13 protein-coding genes are annotated in these 17873 nt (G+C 42.6%); 4 read left to right on the forward strand and 9 right to left on the reverse strand.

The genetic code is table 11. The features are described from left to right. Window positions 1-74: 74 nt before the first annotated feature. Genes FTV48_RS06580 through pilG form a run of 4 tightly spaced genes read right to left on the reverse strand, consistent with a single transcriptional unit; the run spans window position 75 to window position 3516 of the window. Window positions 75-2147 (reverse strand): methyl-accepting chemotaxis protein, encoded by a 2073-nt coding sequence (locus FTV48_RS06580; RefSeq protein ID WP_005169698.1) that lies wholly within the window; start codon window positions 2145-2147, stop codon window positions 75-77. Window positions 2148-2193: 46 nt separating this feature from the next. Then, window positions 2194-2730: a chemotaxis protein CheW gene (locus FTV48_RS06585; RefSeq protein ID WP_005097846.1), complete on the reverse strand. Its 537-nt coding sequence runs from the start codon at window positions 2728-2730 to the stop codon at window positions 2194-2196. Between the two features lie 5 nt (window positions 2731-2735). Further along, complete coding sequence (locus tag FTV48_RS06590; RefSeq protein WP_005097847.1) at window positions 2736-3104, reverse strand: response regulator; 369 nt, start codon at window positions 3102-3104, stop codon at window positions 2736-2738. Between the two features lie 28 nt (window positions 3105-3132). Next, the gene (pilG, locus tag FTV48_RS06595; protein WP_005097851.1) at window positions 3133-3516 is read right to left on the reverse strand and encodes a twitching motility response regulator PilG; all 384 of its coding nucleotides are present in this window, start codon (window positions 3514-3516) and stop codon (window positions 3133-3135) included. A gap of 287 nt (window positions 3517-3803) precedes the next feature. Here pilG and FTV48_RS06600 point away from each other — a divergent pair, with 287 nt between their 5' ends. From FTV48_RS06600 to FTV48_RS06615, 4 genes are all read left to right on the forward strand, one after another. After that, on the forward strand, window positions 3804-4451 hold the full coding sequence (locus FTV48_RS06600; protein WP_005097852.1) for a hypothetical protein: 648 nt from the start codon (window positions 3804-3806) through the stop codon (window positions 4449-4451). A gap of 51 nt (window positions 4452-4502) precedes the next feature. Further along, complete coding sequence (locus FTV48_RS06605; RefSeq protein ID WP_179999751.1) at window positions 4503-5630, forward strand: efflux RND transporter periplasmic adaptor subunit; 1128 nt, start codon at window positions 4503-4505, stop codon at window positions 5628-5630. Window positions 5631-5654: 24 nt separating this feature from the next. Beyond that, the gene (locus tag FTV48_RS06610) at window positions 5655-8762 is read left to right on the forward strand and encodes an efflux RND transporter permease subunit (protein WP_005169687.1); all 3108 of its coding nucleotides are present in this window, start codon (window positions 5655-5657) and stop codon (window positions 8760-8762) included. 96 nt (window positions 8763-8858) lie between these two features. Further along, the gene (locus FTV48_RS06615; RefSeq protein ID WP_179999753.1) at window positions 8859-10574 is read left to right on the forward strand and encodes a proline--tRNA ligase; all 1716 of its coding nucleotides are present in this window, start codon (window positions 8859-8861) and stop codon (window positions 10572-10574) included. Window positions 10575-10631: 57 nt separating this feature from the next. On the opposite strand, the gene FTV48_RS06620 is transcribed toward FTV48_RS06615, so the two are convergent. The 5 genes from FTV48_RS06620 to dcd form a co-directional block, all read right to left on the reverse strand. Then, window positions 10632-11918, reverse strand: coding sequence for a hypothetical protein (locus FTV48_RS06620; RefSeq protein WP_159516130.1), 1287 nt, complete (start codon window positions 11916-11918; stop codon window positions 10632-10634). Window positions 11919-11934: 16 nt separating this feature from the next. Further along, the gene (locus tag FTV48_RS06625) at window positions 11935-14220 is read right to left on the reverse strand and encodes a DUF6160 family protein (protein ID WP_179999755.1); all 2286 of its coding nucleotides are present in this window, start codon (window positions 14218-14220) and stop codon (window positions 11935-11937) included. A gap of 33 nt (window positions 14221-14253) precedes the next feature. After that, window positions 14254-14976, reverse strand: coding sequence for a hypothetical protein (locus FTV48_RS06630; protein WP_005097859.1), 723 nt, complete (start codon window positions 14974-14976; stop codon window positions 14254-14256). Window positions 14977-14988: 12 nt separating this feature from the next. After that, the gene (locus FTV48_RS06635) at window positions 14989-17010 is read right to left on the reverse strand and encodes a hypothetical protein (protein WP_159138282.1); all 2022 of its coding nucleotides are present in this window, start codon (window positions 17008-17010) and stop codon (window positions 14989-14991) included. A 234-nt stretch (window positions 17011-17244) separates the two neighbouring features. Beyond that, window positions 17245-17814 carry a dCTP deaminase gene (gene dcd, locus FTV48_RS06640; protein ID WP_004280726.1) on the reverse strand — a complete coding sequence of 190 codons (570 nt, stop codon included), beginning with the start codon at window positions 17812-17814 and terminating at the stop codon, window positions 17245-17247. Window positions 17815-17873 lie beyond the last annotated feature (59 nt).

The following is a 17873-nucleotide window of genomic DNA, read 5'->3' on the forward strand; positions in this document are numbered from 1 at the left end:
GTCGAGGCTTTATCTGTATTTTTTGAATGTGCCTCAATCGTAATCAAGGCACATTCTCCCCATCATCGCTAACTTTATTCTGGTAGTTTAAAGTCAGCTACAGATTCACGTAATGCATCGGCCATATTTGCCAGTTCAGATACCGAACGTGCTGTATCGAAGGTGGCACTGGTGGTTTGCGAAGTAATTTCCTGTACGACATTCATCGTGGTCGCAATATGACCTGCAGATGCAGACTGCAGTTTCGCTGCATCGGAAATGTTCGCAATCAGTTTCGCCAGGTTATTCGATACGGTTTGAATCTCATCCAGTGCCACACCGGCATCTTTAGACAAGTTCGCACCACGTACAACCTCGGCTGTAGTTTGCTCCATCGAAATAACCGCTTCGTTGGTATCGGTCTGAATGGTTTTTACCAGGCCTTCAATCTGCTTGGTTGCAGACGCAGAACGCTCTGCAAGACGCTGTACTTCATCGGCTACAACTGCGAAACCACGACCGGCTTCACCCGCCATCGACGCCTGAATGGCTGCGTTCAATGCCAAAATGTTGGTTTGGTCGGCAATATCGTTAATCAAGGCAACGATGTTACCAATTTCCTGAGAAGATTCACCCAGACGTTTAATACGTTTTGAGGTTTCCTGAATCTGTTCACGAATCGTGTCCATCCCCTCAATCGAGCGTTGTACGACATCCGCACCATTTGCAGCAATTTGTACCGAACGGTCTGCTACCACAGCAGATTCATCGGCGTTGGCAGATACCTGATCAATCGACATGGCCATTTCGTTAATTGCCGCAGAAGCACCGGCAATTTCCTGAGCCTGATGTTCAGAAGCTTCAGCCAACTGGTTGGTAATGCCCTGTGTGGTTGCGGTATATTGCGCAACTTCTTGTGAAGTTTCAGTAATACGCGATACCAGGTCACGTAACTGGTCGATTGCAAAGTTAATCGAGTCGGCAATCGCACCGGTAAAGTCTTCCGATACTGTTGCGTATGAACGTAAATCACCATCTGCAAGATCGGCGATTTCATCCAGTAAACGTAAAATCGCATTCTGGTTACGGTCATATTCTTCTTGTAAACGGCCTACACGCTGCTTATCCGATACACCACGCAAAGAAAGCAATTTGAATACACAAAGCAAGAAACCAAGTAACAAGGCAATCAACAGGATGGCTGGAATAACGGTTTTAAGACCTGAGTTACCTGATAATTTGTTCAGGTTATCTAAAAGCACATCAGACTGGGCAAAAATAGACGCAGCGGCCTGACGAACTTTTACAATTTCAGTCGAGTTCTTCAGAATAATTGCTGATGCTGATTCGAGTACTTCATCATATTCAGCCTTAATACCTTCTAGAGATTCACGCATTGCTGGATCAGCAATACGCTGTACGCCCAGTTCAACAGAACCATTCAATTGTGCATTTAAATAAGAGCCGAAAGTTTCGGTATCGGCACTAAAGTCATCTGCCGATTCACGAGAGCCATCACTACCCGTCAATACCAGACTGATGGAACGTAAAATACGTTCTGCAATAAATACCTGGTTCTTGGCAATCACCACCTGGCTCGATGGCATATCTTGACGCGCCATCTGGTCAACCATCAAGTTATATTCCGCCTGAATCCCGGGAATTGCTTCACCAATGGCAATGTTGGTGTCGTATAACTGGTTAATGATTTTTTGTTGCGAGGTAATCAGATCAATACCGCTAGAAACTTCTGTCCACTGTTTATCAACAGCTTGTAGCGCCTCATTATCTGAATGAATATTTTTAACTGTTTCAAGGTTCTCAGCAAAAGATTTTTGCGAGTCAGTTAGGTTTTTCATTGACTCCGGTGTACCCGAAGCGGTTGCTTCAGTTGCTTGGCGCGAAATCGTTTGCGAGAGGAGACGTAAATCACCCAGACTTTGAGTGAGTTCGTTGCTACGTGGCACACTATAAAAAAGATATAATAAAGTGATCAGTGCGGCTAAAAGACAGCCTGCTGCCCCATAGATCAGCGGTTTTGACTTTTCACTATCACCAAATACACGTGATAATTGATCTATTTGCGATTGAATCTTAGTGAAAAAAGCATTACCGCCTTTGCGGCCAGTGCTTTCACCTGTATTTTTCTTTTTAAGTTTAAAGCCCATGCAGCCTCTCCCCGGTTGACGCCTTGATCACTTTCGTGCGCGACATTTAATTTATAAATTTTATAGATGCGTTCATAAAATTTGGATTTTGCAACAGACGACTGAATAAGAACACATGCCACTGCTGGTTGTGCTGATGAAAAAATCCTTGACAGTATTCTTGTAAGTTTTCATCTAATTCAGATTTCTTCGAAAAGAAACTTTTCTTATTGAAATGTTGTATACCCAAAACTTGATCTACGACCAAACCGACATACTGGTCATTATGGTTGATGCACAATACTTTTTGAGTCGGTGAAAACTGACTGCTATGCCCTGATACGTATTGAGTGAGATCAGAAACGGATAACAATCTTCCCCGGATATTCGCCAGACCCAACACCCATGCTTGTGTCTTGGGTACCGGCGTATATTTTGGGGGATAAATCACTTCTGATACTTCCCCCAGCGGAGCAACAAAATATTGCCCCATCATCTCAAAAGCAATGCCCGACCATCGGTTCACTTCATTGTCATTGGAAACGTAGTTTTTATTTCCCCGTTTCGCAATGCGAAGCAATTCGATAAATCCATTTGCTGCCATAGAGCTTATCCTGCATTGAGGTGTTGCTTAATTACTTCTATTAATTGTTTTTCATCTACTGGTTTTGTTAGATAGTCTGCTGCACCCTGACGCTTGCCCCACACGCGGTCAGTGGCCTGATCTTTGGTACTGACAATCACAATTGGAATGTGTTTGGTGGTCGCCCCACGCGCAATCTGACGGGTCGCCTGGAAGCCGTTTACGCCCGGCATCACAACGTCCATCAGGACCAGATCAGGCAATTCAGCCTGTGCCATGGTGACGCCATCGGCCCCATTGGCTGCTTCAATCACCTCAAAGCCATGTTTAGAAAGAATTTCTCTAAAGCGAAAAGTTTCTGTCGGTGAGTCATCCACAATTAGGATACGTGCCATGCCAATTCCCCAAAAAAAAAATCAAATATTAAGCACTAATATGGTTACGGATTGCGTTCAGCAATTCATCTTTACTAAAAGGTTTGGTCAGGTATTCATCTGAACCCACAACACGACCTTTGGCCTGATCAAATAAACCATCTTTACTTGATAGCATAATCACAGGAATATTCTGGTAATTCTGAGAATTTTTAATTAACGCGCAAGTTTGATAGCCATCTAGACGCGGCATCATGATGTCTACAAACACGATATCTGGATTTGCTTCGGCAATTTTTGACAAAGCTTCAAATCCGTCGACGGCAGTAATCACTTCATAACCTTCGCGCTGAAGAAGAGTTTCCGCGGTACGACGAATGGTCTTTGAGTCATCAATAACCATAACTTTTAGATTTTGGAATTTATCGTCCATTTGTTTAACCCTTCCCATTTTAGAAACTATTATGCCATAAGGCTCATAGGATTATTTTATTACGATCGATAAACATTTTTAACATAAAGTCACTTGTATTATCAACGAACATTTTCTACACAAGTAGACAAAATCAGTTATTTTTAACAACAGCTTCACATTTTACCCACGCCGATGTTTTTTTTTTGACTAACGGTAGTTTTTAATTCGTAAATTTAAGTCTAATATAACAAGATTATTACTTTAAAATAAGTAATTTAGTCAACTTTAAATTTAGGGAGCCAATGATGGGTCAGTTTTCAGAAAAACTTGCTGTCATTGATAAAAATAAAATGACTGGTCAATTCATTGTTGCTGTGCTGTTACTATTACAGGTGACCTTAGCTTGTGCCAACAATAACCAAATCCAGCAAAAGGCCACTTGGTACCGCTATTATGATAGTAAAGGCGTGGCCAATATCAGCACTAATGTGACGCCCAATCATATCCGTTACGGTTATGAAGCGCTTGACCAGAATATGCAGGTCATTAAACGTGCTCGTCCTTATAATGCCGAAGCCGATATCAGACAGGCTCCCCAACGTGCTCAACAGGCCAAGCGGATCGCTGAAGACAATAGACTGAAGCGAGCGTACAACAATAGTCAGACCGCCTTACAGAAAAAAAATGACAGTCTGCTACAGTTAAAAAAGCAAATTGATTTTCAGCAAGAACAAATGAAGCAATTGCAAAAAGATCGAGTGATGTTTGTACGCCAAGAACGTGAATATTTACGTAAAGGTAAGGCTCCACCGGCACACCTGAAAACCACACTTGAGAATAATCATAAAAATCTCATTTCCCAAAAAGAAAATATTCAATCTTTACAAAGTCGCTATCGAAACCTGGAAGCAGAATACGACAAAATTATCGCCCGTTTAAAAGCACTTGAATAAATACAGATAGCTTGTGTTGGTTTTAAACCACAATAAGCTACAAGGACTCTTATGCAAACTGCACCACATGCTCATGGTTTAAATATGCCTTCTCCGCGCTCTCTCCTGATCATGAGTGCACTTTGCTTAAATATGTTGTTAGTGGCTTGTGATAAAAATGAACCCGTACAGCAAGCCGAAACACCCACATCCATTGAAGTCATTCCTCAAGACCTGATTGCAGTACAGTCCGGCAACTCAGTTCAAAAAACTGCGTTTACCGGCACGATTCGGGCTGTCAATCAAAGCAGTATTCAGGCGCAGGTGTCTGCCACCGCCACCAGTGTCAATGCCCAAGTCGGTCAGACCGTTTCCAAAGGTCAGGTGCTGGTACGGCTAAACAATCAGGACAATGCTGCCCGACTGGCACAGGCACGTGCCAATCTGGCCTCTACTCAAGCTCAGGCCAATCAGGCTCGAAACATGATGCAACGTAAAAAGCGTCTGCTCGATCAGGGCTTTATTTCAAAAGTAGAATATGAACAGAGTCAGGTCGATTATCAGGCACAGCTGGAAAATGTACGTGCCCAGCAAGCCAATGTCGATATTGCCGAGAAAGCAGATCGTGACGGAACCATGACCAGTCCGATCAGTGGCGTGATTACCCAGCGTCAGGTGGAACCTGGCCAAACCGTGGCGATTGGACAAACCCTGTTTGAAATTGTCGATCCTAAACAGCTGGAAATTCAGGCACGCGTGCCTAGTGACCTACAATCAAACTTAAGGCTAGGCAGTCAAGTCGAATACAGCATTCAAGGCAATCCCAATCGGCTCACTGCAGTGATGAGCCGGATTTCCCCGATCGCCGATCAGGCCAGTCGCCAGATCGAATTCTTTGCTACACCGAATGAAACGATTCCTTCTTTAAGTATCGGTTCCTTTGTAGAAGGCAATATTTTGAGTTCACGCCAAATCAGTGGGCAGATTATTCCCCTAGATACGCTGCAGGATATCCAGAACAAACCCTATGTCTGGGTGATTCGCCAGAATAAACTTATCAAGGTCAATGTGCAGGTACTGGAACAGCGCTATAACGACAATATTGCGGTGGTCAAAGGATTGGAAAGCACCGATCGGGTCAGCCGAATTAAATTTAGCGAAGCCGATCTACAAAAAACTGTCACACTTCGCTCGAACTAAAGCGTCTCACACAGGATCATTGACATGTGGTTTACCCGAATTAGTGTGAAGTATCCAGTTTTCACCATCATGATGATGTTCTGTCTGATGGTATTGGGACTGGCTTCCTGGCAGCGGATGGGCGTTGAAGAATTTCCCGATGTCGATTTTCCCTTTGTGGTGGTGTATACCAACTACCCGGGCGCTTCTCCAGAAACGGTCGAGTCAGAAATAACCAAGAAACTCGAAGATCAGATCAATACCATTTCTGGTTTAAAACAGGTGATTTCACAGTCCAGTGAAGGCCTGTCGATGATCACGACTGAATTCAACCTGGATGTACCATCCACCACGGCTGCTCAGGATGTACGGGATAAAATTGCCTCGGTGACTGCTGAATTTCGTGATGAAATTCAGGATCCGATTGTCGAACGTTATGATCCAACCGCAAATGCGGTCATGTCGATCGTATTTGAATCCAATAACATGGATATCAAAGCACTCAGTTCTTATCTGGATCAGCGGATTGTACCCCAACTGCGCACAGTTGCTGGCGTGGGAACGGTGAATTTACTCGGCGATGCACAGCGCCAGATCCGGATTCAGGTAGAACCACAAAAACTGCAAGCTTTTGGCCTTGGTGTAGACAGTGTCATCAATACCTTAAAGGCTGAAAATATTGAAGTTCCAGGCGGCACACTCAAATCTGGCAACTCGGAACTGGTGATTGAGATCAATTCTAAAGTGCTGCATCCCTTGGCCTTCGGCGATCTCATCATTGCCAATAAAAATGGCGTACCAATTTTCCTGAGACAAGTCGCAGAGATCCAAGACAGTCAGGCAGAACTAGAATCTGCTGCCTTTTTAAATGGCAAAACCGCAGTTGCGATTGATATCCTGCGTAGCTCGGACTCTAACGTGATTGAGGTCGTCGATAGAACTTACAAAACTTTAGAAAGTATTGAGACCCAGCTTCCTCAGGGGACGACCTTGCAAGTGGTGGTGGATTCTTCCAAAAGTATCCGTGGCACCATTGGCGATGTAGCCCGCACCATTATTGAAGGTGCGGTACTTGCCGTGCTGATTGTTCTGCTATTCCTTGGTTCATTCCGCTCCACTGTGATTACCGGTTTAACTCTGCCGATTGCATTATTAGGTACTTTGACCTTCATCTGGGCCTTTGGCTTCAGTATCAACATGATGACCTTGCTGGCGTTATCCTTGAGTATTGGCCTGTTGATTGATGATGCGATTGTAGTGCGAGAAAATATTGTCCGGCATGCCGACATGGGCAAAGATCATGTGACTGCCGCACTGGATGGCACCAAAGAAATTGGTTTAGCTGTTCTGGCCACCACCCTGACCATTGTCGCCGTGTTTCTGCCGGTGGCCTTTATGGGCGGGATTATTGGTCGTTTCTTTTATCAGTTCGGGGTTACAGTTAGTGTGGCTGTGCTGATTTCGATGTTTGTTAGTTTTACTTTAGATCCGATGCTTTCTGCACATTGGGCCGAAAAGAAAAAAGATCCAAATAAAAGACCCGGACGGGTGAAACGTTTCTTTAGCTGGATTTCTGGCAAGCTGGACAATTTAAGCCATGTCTATGAAAAGCTGCTCAAACTGGCGCTGCGCTTCAGATTCATTACCTTAATGATTGCCGTAGCTTCATTATTTGGTGCCTTGGGATTATCGAAACTGATTGGCACCGAATTTGTACCGGTTCCTGACAAAGGCGAAATCCGCATTAAGTTTGAAACACCGGTAGATTCTTCGCTTGAATACTCACAAGCCAAACTGCAACAAGTCGATCAGATTATCCGTCAACACCCTGATGTTAAAGCAACTTATGGCGTAATTAATGGTGTAACTGACCGTGGTAAAAACCACGTCAGCCTGCGAGTGACCGTGACACCACGGATCGAACGCGAAAAAAGCCTGACCGAGCTCAACAATGAGTTTCGACAACGCCTGCAATCGGTTGCCGGGATCAGTATTACCTCGGTTGCATCTGCCGATGAAACCGTTTCGGGTGGTCAAAAGCCAATTATGATCTCGATCAAGGGCCCCGACCTGGATGAACTGCAAAAAATTTCCGATCGTTTTATGACAGAGATTGCCAAGATTGACGGTATTGTCGATTTGGAAACCTCACTGAAAGAACCCAAGCCGACACTCGGCGTGCAGATCAATCGTGTCTTGGCCAGTGATTTAGGATTATCCGTGAATCAGATTGCCAATGTGGTTCGTCCACTGATTGCCGGTGATGATGTCACCACCTGGCAGGATGAAAAAGGCGAAACTTATGATGTGAATTTGCGCCTGACGGAAGACCAGCGCAGCTTGCCACGTGATTTACAGAACATGTATATCACTTCAAATAAAACCGATGCCAATCATCAGCCGATTCTGATTCCACTTTCGAGTGTGGCCAAGTTTGAAGAAAAACTCGGTGCTTCACAAATTAACCGCCGTGATCTGGCACGTGAAGTTCTGATAGAAGCCAATACCGCTGGTCGTCCTACAGGAGATATCGGCACGGATATCAGCCGGCTACAAGCCAATTTTGATATGCCGCCAGGTTATAGCTTTGATACCCAAGGTTCAAATGCCGATATGGCAGAATCCGCAGGCTATGCCCTGACCGCCATCACCCTGTCGATTGTGTTTATCTACATTGTGTTGGGTTCACAGTTTAATAGCTTTATCCATCCTGCGGCGATTATGGCCTCCTTGCCATTATCCTTGATTGGTGTGTTCCTGGCGCTGTTCCTGTTTAATTCCACCATGAACCTGTTTTCGATTATCGGGATTATCATGCTAATGGGACTGGTGACCAAGAATGCGATTCTGCTGATCGACTTTATTAAAAAAGCCATGGATCGCGGTGAAGAGCGTTATGATGCGATTATTGCCGCGGGGAAAACCCGACTGCGTCCCATTTTAATGACCACCAGCGCCATGGTCATGGGTATGGTGCCCTTATCCTTAGGGCTGGGTGAAGGCGGTGAACAAAGTGCGCCGATGGCCCATGCCGTGATTGGCGGGGTGATCACCTCAACCCTGCTCACTTTGGTGGTTGTCCCCGTGATCTTTACCTACCTGGATGACTTTAAGAATTTTATGCTGCGTCAGATGCGTAAAATCATGGCATAATTTAATGCAACACAATGAGGTGACATTCCCAAATGCTCATCTCATTTTTTATTGTATAATCTCTGCTTTAACGCTTAATTTTTTAGGACAGTTTCCATGCGCGCGAGTCGCTTTTTATTTGCAACGTTAAGAGAAACCCCGAACGATGCTGAGGTTATTTCCCATCAGTTGATGCTTCGTGCCGGTATGATTCGTAAGTTGGCTTCAGGTCTGTACACCTGGCTGCCGATGGGCGTTCGCGTATTAAATAAAGTTGAAGCGATCGTTCGCGAAGAAATGGACAAGGTCGGTTCACTTCAGGTCTATATGCCGGTGACTCAACCTGCGTCTTTATGGGAAGAATCAGGTCGTTATGTACAATACGGTCCTGAGCTGTTACGTTTCAATGACCGCCACGGTAACCCGTTTGTACTGGGTCCAACCCATGAAGAAGTCATCACTGATTTAGCACGCAATGAACTAAAAAGTTATAAGCAGCTCCCTGCCAACTTCTATCAGGTGCAAACCAAATTCCGTGACGAAATTCGTCCGCGTTTTGGGGTAATGCGTTCACGTGAATTCATCATGAAAGATGCCTACTCTTTCCATGCCAATCAGGAATCATTGCAACAAACCTACGACGACATGTATGCAGCCTACTGCAAAATCTTTACTCGTCTTGGTTTAGATTTCCGTCCAGTTCAAGCAGATACCGGTTCGATTGGTGGTTCAGGTTCACACGAATTCCATGTACTGGCTTCAAGCGGTGAAGATGATATCGCATTTTCGACCGAATCAGACTACGCCGCCAATATTGAAATGGCTGAAGCCGTTCTGGTCGGCGAACGTGCGGCACCAACTCAAGAACTTAAACTGGTTGATACGCCAAATCAAAAAACCATTGCGGATGTATCTGCCTTCTTGGGCACGGATCCAGCTCACTCAGTAAAAGCATTGCTTGTTCAAGGCATTGCAAAAGAGGATGGTGCTGTTCCTGTGGTTGCTTTATTCCTTCGTGGCGATCACGAACTGAATGAAATTAAAGCCGAGAAGCATGCACAAATTGCAGCTCCACTCACTTTTGCAACCGAAGAGCAAATCGCAGCACTTGGCTTGACGGCTGGTTTTGTAGGCCCACAAGGTCTGGTTGAAAAAGGTGTCACCGTCATTGTTGACCGTGCAGCTTCTGTTCTTTCTGACTTTGTGGCCGGTGCTAATGCAGCTGACAAGCATGCAACCGGCGTAAACTGGGAACGTGATGCACAGTTCACTGAAGTTTATGACTTGCGTAATGTAGTTGAAGGTGACCCTTCTCCAGATGGCAAAGGCACACTGCAAATCAAACGTGGTATCGAAGTGGGTCATATCTTCCAGTTGGGTCAGAAATACTCTGAAGCATTGGGCTGTAAAGTCTTGGGTGAAGATGGCAAACCATTCACTGTGACCATGGGTTGTTATGGTATTGGGGTAACACGTGTGGTTGCGTCTGCCATTGAACAAAACTTTGACGAGAAAGGCATTATTTGGCCAACTGCCATTGCCCCGTTTGAAGTGGCCATTGTACCGATGAATGCACATAAATCACCACGCACAGTAGAAGCAGCTGAAGCGCTTTATGCTGAACTCACTGCTGCGGGTTATGACGTAATTCTAGATGATCGTAACGAACGTCCAGGCGTTAAATTTTCTGACCTTGAGTTGACCGGTATTCCACACCGTATTGTGATTGGTGAAAAAGGCTTGGATGCAGGTACTTTTGAATATAAAGGTCGCCGTGATGCTGAATCTGTAAATATTTCCAAAGAAGAGTTGTTGGCTAAAATCGCTAAATAATTTTGCTTTCTTAATAAAAAAATCCCGTCAAGTGCGGGATTTTTTATTCTTTTTAACTTAACAGAATTTATGTCCACCGAAGCAGTTCGGTTGAAAGTTCTGGCCTTTAAGCTCTAAATTTTTCAAAGGAAAATCAAGAAGTGCCGGGTTTTTAATTTCTTTCACATCTAAAGCTCCATCAAATACACAATTCAAAAGACTTCCACATGCTCTGGGTTTTGATGTTAAATCATGATTAATCCCTGCAATGGTTTGTGCTAATACCGCATTAGTAATATCCACACCTTTATTTGGACTAATATCACCAAGATTTACCTCATCCTCGATTGCCATCCACCAACCTTGATTAGCAGCAACGGCAGCACCCGGCCAAAGTATTTTTTGCGATTGTAATGATAAAGATGCTGGGTTATTCAAATACAATGCATGGATTAAGCCAAGATCTTGATCCACTGTAATATCTGTTCTAAGGCCTGTCATATAGCCTGTAATTTGTTTATCCAGTGTAAGCTCAAATAAATCCAGTGGCTTTAAAATGGCCTTTAATGGGCCACTAAAATCAATTCTGTCAACTGTACCAGTCCCCTTTAATTTAACTTCACTCATTCGTGTTCCTGAAACTATAGTGGCTGGAATCACAAATGGCGCATTGGTACTTGTTAAATTAAAAGTATAATCATTCGATTTATAATGAAGTTCCAGATCCTGCCCCAATATTGTTCCCGTAACAGCACCTTCAATATATTTATTGCCAGTTGATGCATAGGTCATTGTTCTTGGATTAGTTACAGCTGTTCCTTTGGCTTCTTTAGTCTTCATATATCCACTAAAACTATTAATACCATTTGGTGTGGCCGTATTTTCTGTACCCATAGTCAGTAGACCTGAAATCTTTTCTGCACTTAAACGGAAACCCAAAACTTCACGTGTAGATGCCTGATTTGGATTTTTTATAGCAAATTGAACAAAAGGATTAGTAATCAAAGCAGAGGTCGCAGCACGATCCATTCCATTTGCAGAATTACCACTTAAGGAAATATGATCAATATCAATATCACAACCAGTTGCACCATTAATTCCTCCACAACCAAGTTGCAGTTTTTTAATATTGGCATTAATTTCCATTTCAGCTTCTAGACCCAATTTATAAAATGAGATATTTCTCTGGTCATATGCCTCTCCCAAATTATCAACTTGGTTAAATCCGGCCTGAACCTCCATTGACAATAAAGCTTGTCCATTAATATTTGAAAGCTCCTGATCTTCTAATGAGGTTAATGCAGATACATGACCACTCAATCCCACCATCGCCGCAACTAGACTCTTTAATATTATTTTTTTCATTTTTCTCATCCTGAATTTAGCGTGGTGTGATTCCCAGCGTGCTACGAATAGTGCCACCAGTCAGTGCAATACTTGCCATGTTTTGCATATTGCCATTGGTCGCCATCGCAAAATTGGTTTTAAATGGTGTCGCGATATTATTTTCATAATTGAGTTTGACCTGATTATCCAACGTTACGGTATCAGCACTGACACGAACTTTCCCATTAACACCCAAATGACCTTCCATCCGGTTAAAGTTGATCGAAGAAACGTTTAATGCTTCTGTTGTTAAATCAATATCTTCATTGGAGATACTGAAGTAGCTACCCAGATTAGCTTTATCTGCACTTTCTTCTGATGTGAGTGGCCTAAATTTAAAGTTTGCATCAAATGACAAAAAGTTGGTATCTGGTGAACTTGCGGTTGGATCTACCCCAGGAATAATCAGAAGCTCACCATTTCCATCGAGCTTAAAGGCAATATTGGTCAGTACATCATCACGTTTAGAAAAGTTATCGTGAGGCACATAGCCTCCGCATTTACTGACTGATGCAGTGCTACAGTTATATTTAGATCCTGGTAATTGCCCCATTGCGAGCTCTGCTTTTGCTGCAATCAGTAATTTATCGGCACGAATATAAATCCCTTCATCTTCATAGCCAATAATCCCTTCAGATTTAATCAAAGCATCGATATTTCTAAAGCCTGCATAATAGTTAACAGCTTCACCCTGTACACCGTCCTGACCATCAATCAATATAATTGAAGTTGTACTTGGCAAACCGGTTTTCTTGTCGACCCCGTATCCTTCAGTAGAGGCCATGATGTTATAAGCAATTGCCTGCTTATTATCTGTTCCATAAGTTGTTCCAGACAACGCGACATTGGCATTTAAATTATAAATAGGAATACCAATCCCCCATGAACCGCCATCCCCACCAAGTTCTGTCAAGGAGTTATCTGAAATAAAACGTGCTTTCGCAGCAATTGCCTGAAAGTCCATTCCTCGTACTGCAATAAAAGCAAAATCCTCTCCATCTCCTGCTGTACTCAATGTCTGTTTCAGTACATCACTACTATGCCCCAAGGTTTTTCGCATATTTTCATTGATGATAAAATCGAGACTTTTAGCCGTAATAGTATTTATATAAATATCACCAAAATCGATATAGGCATTTTTACCATGTAAATTTTCATCAGCATTCCGTGTTGTCAGGGGCCTAATATTGGAGAATTGGACTGCATAGCTTCCATGGCCAGTATGACCAATTTCAAGCACGGTAGGCACGATGTTGCTTGGGTGACCACTAGCAGCACCAGTAAAGTCGGCAGATAAGCCCAGATGCAACCCCCCTTCACCCACCAGATCGCTATATCCTGCTGCAGTTTTGTCTTGACGCTGTAAAACACCATTTAACTTGTTACTTACATCAAAAGTACCAATCTGGGTTTGATCGGCATTCATGGATAATCTGGCATTGGTCACCGCACCTGAAGCCCCAAGACGCATAATATTTTTACGTTCGTTATTTGGCGTGTTATAACGCAAGTCAATATTAACGCCAGGATTGGTCGGATTAACCCGGCCAACAGCAATATCAGTGGTATCCTCAACACGTTTTAAATCCACATAATGGTCTTGATTGCCATTTCGGGTAGTGAGTACAACACCTTCATTGGGGTCAATGTACATATAGCCCTGACCCGCAAAATTAAAGTTAAAGTCATTTAAAATCAGGCTATTTTCACCTAGTTTATGACTAATGGTGGCATTTTTAAGTTGAAAATCGATACTGGCAATTGCCTCTTTATTAAATAAACCTGCAGTAGTTTGTAATAGAACACTAAGCGGCGTAGAGGTACTAATCCCTAATGCACCTAGACTTTGACTAGATTGTACGCCAGCAGTCCGAATACTATTCGCAGACTGGCTACATGGATTGGTCGTACAGGCTGTCTTTACCAGTTTTAAATCTGCAGTGGCTTGAAATGGTGAAACACTTGCAGCAAGCCGAAGTCCTGCCCCTTGTGAAGTAGCACCTACATCTATTTCAAGTTGACTAATAATTGGCTTATTATCTTTTCCAATAATTTCAACATTATGTAGACCTAAACCCATTTTAGTACTGGCAGTTGGATTGGGATCATACCAATTGACTTGAGCAATGTTGGCTTTAGAAATTTCATGAGTAATCACCATACCATCTTGTCCAGTGACTTCGCTCAATACCTGCTCTTCAATGGTTTCAAGTGCATAAGCTTGCTGTATAAGACACATGCATACCGTTAGTAACTTCAACTTTATTGTTGTTTTTTTCATTTTTATATCCTTATGCTGTACTTGACGCTGCGATTAACAACGACTTTGTGCCCCACCTGTACAGTTATAACCAAATATTTTCAAATTACCGGACATATGCAGATTTCCATGAACATTCAATCCCATAAAACCTTTTTCGGCCCCCTTATCAAATGAAGGCACATCTTGTGTCGAGGTAGAAAAACCGCCTTCGGTATTATAGGTGCGTGCTGTATAAGTGTCATAAGTACCTGTATTGGCATAACCTTCTAGTGCACCACCCCCTGTACCCGTTTCAATCGACACTGTACTGAAACCCAAGTTTCTGATTTTCAAAGGTTTGTCATCATAAAAGCTGACTTTCATCGCTGTTTGCGGTTCATTACGATGATTAATGATGGTTGTTCCATCGATAGAAAACTTGTCAATCTGAATCGTGCCCTGAATACCTTTAAATACTAACCATTTTTTATTCCCATTGGCATCGACATGATTATTTGGGGCTATTGCCAAACGGCAAAACTGTTTTGTTGCACCACATGTTGTCGGATCTAAAACATAAAATACTTCTAGTGGATTATCATTTCCATCAAGTCGAGAAATTGTATCTTTGGTTAAATCTGTGGCGTAAATATGATTTAAGGATAAAGTCCAGTTAAGGTCTGCTCCGCCCTGTCCTACTGTCTCAGTTAACTCTTGCTGATTAAGGACTTCCAATCCGGCTTGACTGAGCATAGAGGTACATATCAATGCGCAGAGGGTCAATAATTTGGACATTTTTATACTCCCTTACAGACCAGTTGTTCTAATTTTTAAATGCTGAATCAGTACGCCATCAATGACTGCAGACCCAAAATTCTTACTTATACCATCAGTACTCTTGAATACGACTCCCGTGGAGTTGGGGCCATCTTTGGCGCGCAGCAAATTTGTTCCTGGGATACGCTCTGTAGTCCCTATTGAAATACTACTGTGAGTGGCGTTACGGCCTTGATAAAGCACGGTCGCATCTGAAGCATTATTTTTAATCGGCGTACCACAACTATAGACATTACAGGTTGAACCTTTTAAATCAGATTCTCCTAGTCCACCCCCATAATTCTGATAAATTTGATTATAGATAGCAGGAATATTTGGAATACGTGTCACTTCTAAAATAATATTATTGCCTTCTGAACCGACCACAAAAGGCTGATACATATTACCGAGCACCAGGTTAATATTTGGACTATATAAATATAAACCCTCAGAATCATGAAATATGGGAGCAGCACTTCCATTTAAGGCTGGGGTCGGGACATTACCATCAAGTGCATCTGTTTTTGCTGCGGTACTTAGACGAATACCTTTACTGTTAAGATTGCTATCGCTACTGCTTAGAGTTTCTGGCCGATCATTGGTATTTAAACGAACGATACTTGCCATTCCTAAAGTTTGATTATAGTCCTTATTATCCGATTCCAAGGTTTGGAATAACCGAACTTGCGAACCATTTAAACTGAGACCATTGGCAACAAATTGCGTTCTTAATCGGTAATTTGTATCAAGCCCTGAAGTGGGCCCACCTGTTATAGGATCGACAACATTAGAGGAATTAAGCTCACGTGCAAAAATATCACTCCAAAACCCCAATTTAATATTATTATCACTTTCATCTGGAGCAATCTTGGCAAGAGGCGCTTCTAGAGCAATATAGCCTACATCTTTAGCAGCGTCCTTAAACTGTTTGACGCTTTCAGTTCCTGCCCGGAATAACCAAGGATTATCTGCAGATCCCCAACTAAAACCCTGATTACTGTATCGCGTGCTCAGCGAGTCATCACTTTTTGATAATGCCAGACCATAAATGAAAACATCTGCCTTGGTACGCAGGCTTCCAATATTGGCATTTTGTGCAGCAGCTTTTGCCATATTTATTGCATTTCGTACAACTTCATCATGCACGGTATTACTGGCTGTTGTTGCCTGTTCTTTCGCATAATCTGCAGCCAACTGATTTAGCATTTCAGTGGTCTTGGCTGCAAGCTGACTATCTACTGTATTTTTAATGACATTTGCACGAACATAGCTTGGAAACTGCTGTTTAAAACTTTGGTAAAAAGGTGAATTTGGAAGATTCGCTGCATAATTATTTCCGTATAACAATTCAATCATTTCCAGAGTATTTTTAAGTGCAGCTGCTTTCGACCGATCAGTTAACCATGGGGTAATTGACTCTTTTGTTGTACCATCATTTACAAAATTCAAGCCAGCTGAACTACCATTATAATAATCAGCATAACGCTGATCATAATACTGTTTCATAATTGGTGAATCGAGATATTGTTGGACTAGACTACCACGATAGCTAGCAGCATATTCAGCTGTAATTTCACTCGCTACGCGGGTACGATTGTCTGTAATATAAGCATCTCGGCTTGATGCATACGTATCTCCATATACATGGTTATAGATTCTCGCACGTTCAGCTAGATAAGCATTATGGTAAGTATTGCTATAAACTTTATCGTATAAACGCTCCCCTAGCTTTTCATAGTTTTCACCAGTTGGAATAATGCGAATAAAACCCGTATCCGCCTGTCCCGGATTTTCAATACCTCTGGCATAACTGGAACCAGCAGAAATATCTTTAGGGCCTTGAAACACCATTTTAAAATCATCAAGTACGAGCGCAACCCCCTCACCCGTGGTGTCAGAAAGAGAAGAATCTGATAATTCCTGCATCGCATGCGCAGAAGGCAACAGGATTAAACCAATTGTCATTGCTAAATAATTTTTGCGAAATTTAAATAGATCTTTTATCTGAGTCATCTCACTCTTTCCTTTTTATCCGATGCTCCGCATCTTTATGTTTCAGCTTCCCAGCCGCTACATTTTGTTTTTTATGATGCATTGCATCTTTTTTATGGTTATTCGGAATCTATTATGCTGACTTTTAATACAGATGCCAAAGTCAATTGAAGCAAAAACCTGAGTTTCCGATGAATGAAAATCTCAAAAAAATAAACGGGACATATAGTCCCGTTATTCAATATCTTAAACTACTTAGGTCTTCGGCAAAGTAACGCCAGTTTGACCTTGATATTTTCCGCCACGATCTTTATATGAGGTTTCACACACTTCATCAGACTCAAAAAATAGCATTTGTGCGACGCCTTCCCCTGCATAAATACGCGCAGGAAGGTTGGTGGTATTCGAGAACTCTAAAGTTACATGACCTTCCCACTCTGGCTCAAGCGGAGTGACGTTGACAATGATACCGCAACGCGCATAAGTCGACTTGCCCAGGCAAACCGTCAGTACATTACGTGGAATACGGAAATACTCGATGGTACGGGCCAATGCAAATGAGTTCGGTGGAATAATACAAACATCCGATTCAATATCAATAAAGCTGCGTTCATCAAAGTTCTTCGGATCGACAATTGCAGAATGCACATTGGTAAATACTTTAAATTCCCGTGCACAACGCACGTCATAACCATAGCTCGATACGCCATACGAAATCAGCTTTTGACCATTTTCATCCAAACGTACCTGGTTTTCTGCATACGGTTCAATCATGCCGTGTTTTTCGCTCATTTCGCGAATCCAACGATCAGACTTAATTGCCATTGATATAATCCAAAAATCTTAAGAACAAGTTATTGCGACGTACTTTAACTGAAATTGCC

The organism is Acinetobacter sp. YH18001 (assembly GCF_013416975.1).
Classification (GTDB): Bacteria; Pseudomonadota; Gammaproteobacteria; order Pseudomonadales; family Moraxellaceae; genus Acinetobacter; species Acinetobacter pseudolwoffii.

Excerpts from the sequence above, each read along its gene's own strand:
- FTV48_RS06625 (WP_179999755.1), bottom strand. The coding sequence starts at position 14,220 with ATGAAAAAAACAACAATAAAGTTGAAGTTACTAACGGTATGCATGTGT.
- FTV48_RS06630 (WP_005097859.1), bottom strand. The coding sequence starts at position 14,976 with ATGTCCAAATTATTGACCCTCTGCGCATTGATATGTACCTCTATGCTC.
- dcd (WP_004280726.1), bottom strand. The coding sequence starts at position 17,814 with ATGGCAATTAAGTCTGATCGTTGGATTCGCGAAATGAGCGAAAAACAC.
- FTV48_RS06590 (WP_005097847.1), bottom strand. The coding sequence starts at position 3,104 with ATGGCACGTATCCTAATTGTGGATGACTCACCGACAGAAACTTTTCGC.
- FTV48_RS06610 (WP_005169687.1), top strand. The coding sequence starts at position 5,655 with ATGTGGTTTACCCGAATTAGTGTGAAGTATCCAGTTTTCACCATCATG.
- FTV48_RS06580 (WP_005169698.1), bottom strand. The coding sequence starts at position 2,147 with ATGGGCTTTAAACTTAAAAAGAAAAATACAGGTGAAAGCACTGGCCGC.
- FTV48_RS06635 (WP_159138282.1), bottom strand. The coding sequence starts at position 17,010 with ATGACTCAGATAAAAGATCTATTTAAATTTCGCAAAAATTATTTAGCA.
- FTV48_RS06605 (WP_179999751.1), top strand. The coding sequence starts at position 4,503 with ATGCAAACTGCACCACATGCTCATGGTTTAAATATGCCTTCTCCGCGC.
- FTV48_RS06600 (WP_005097852.1), top strand. The coding sequence starts at position 3,804 with ATGGGTCAGTTTTCAGAAAAACTTGCTGTCATTGATAAAAATAAAATG.
- FTV48_RS06620 (WP_159516130.1), bottom strand. The coding sequence starts at position 11,918 with ATGAAAAAAATAATATTAAAGAGTCTAGTTGCGGCGATGGTGGGATTG.
- FTV48_RS06615 (WP_179999753.1), top strand. The coding sequence starts at position 8,859 with ATGCGCGCGAGTCGCTTTTTATTTGCAACGTTAAGAGAAACCCCGAAC.
- pilG (WP_005097851.1), bottom strand. The coding sequence starts at position 3,516 with ATGGACGATAAATTCCAAAATCTAAAAGTTATGGTTATTGATGACTCA.
- FTV48_RS06585 (WP_005097846.1), bottom strand. The coding sequence starts at position 2,730 with ATGGCAGCAAATGGATTTATCGAATTGCTTCGCATTGCGAAACGGGGA.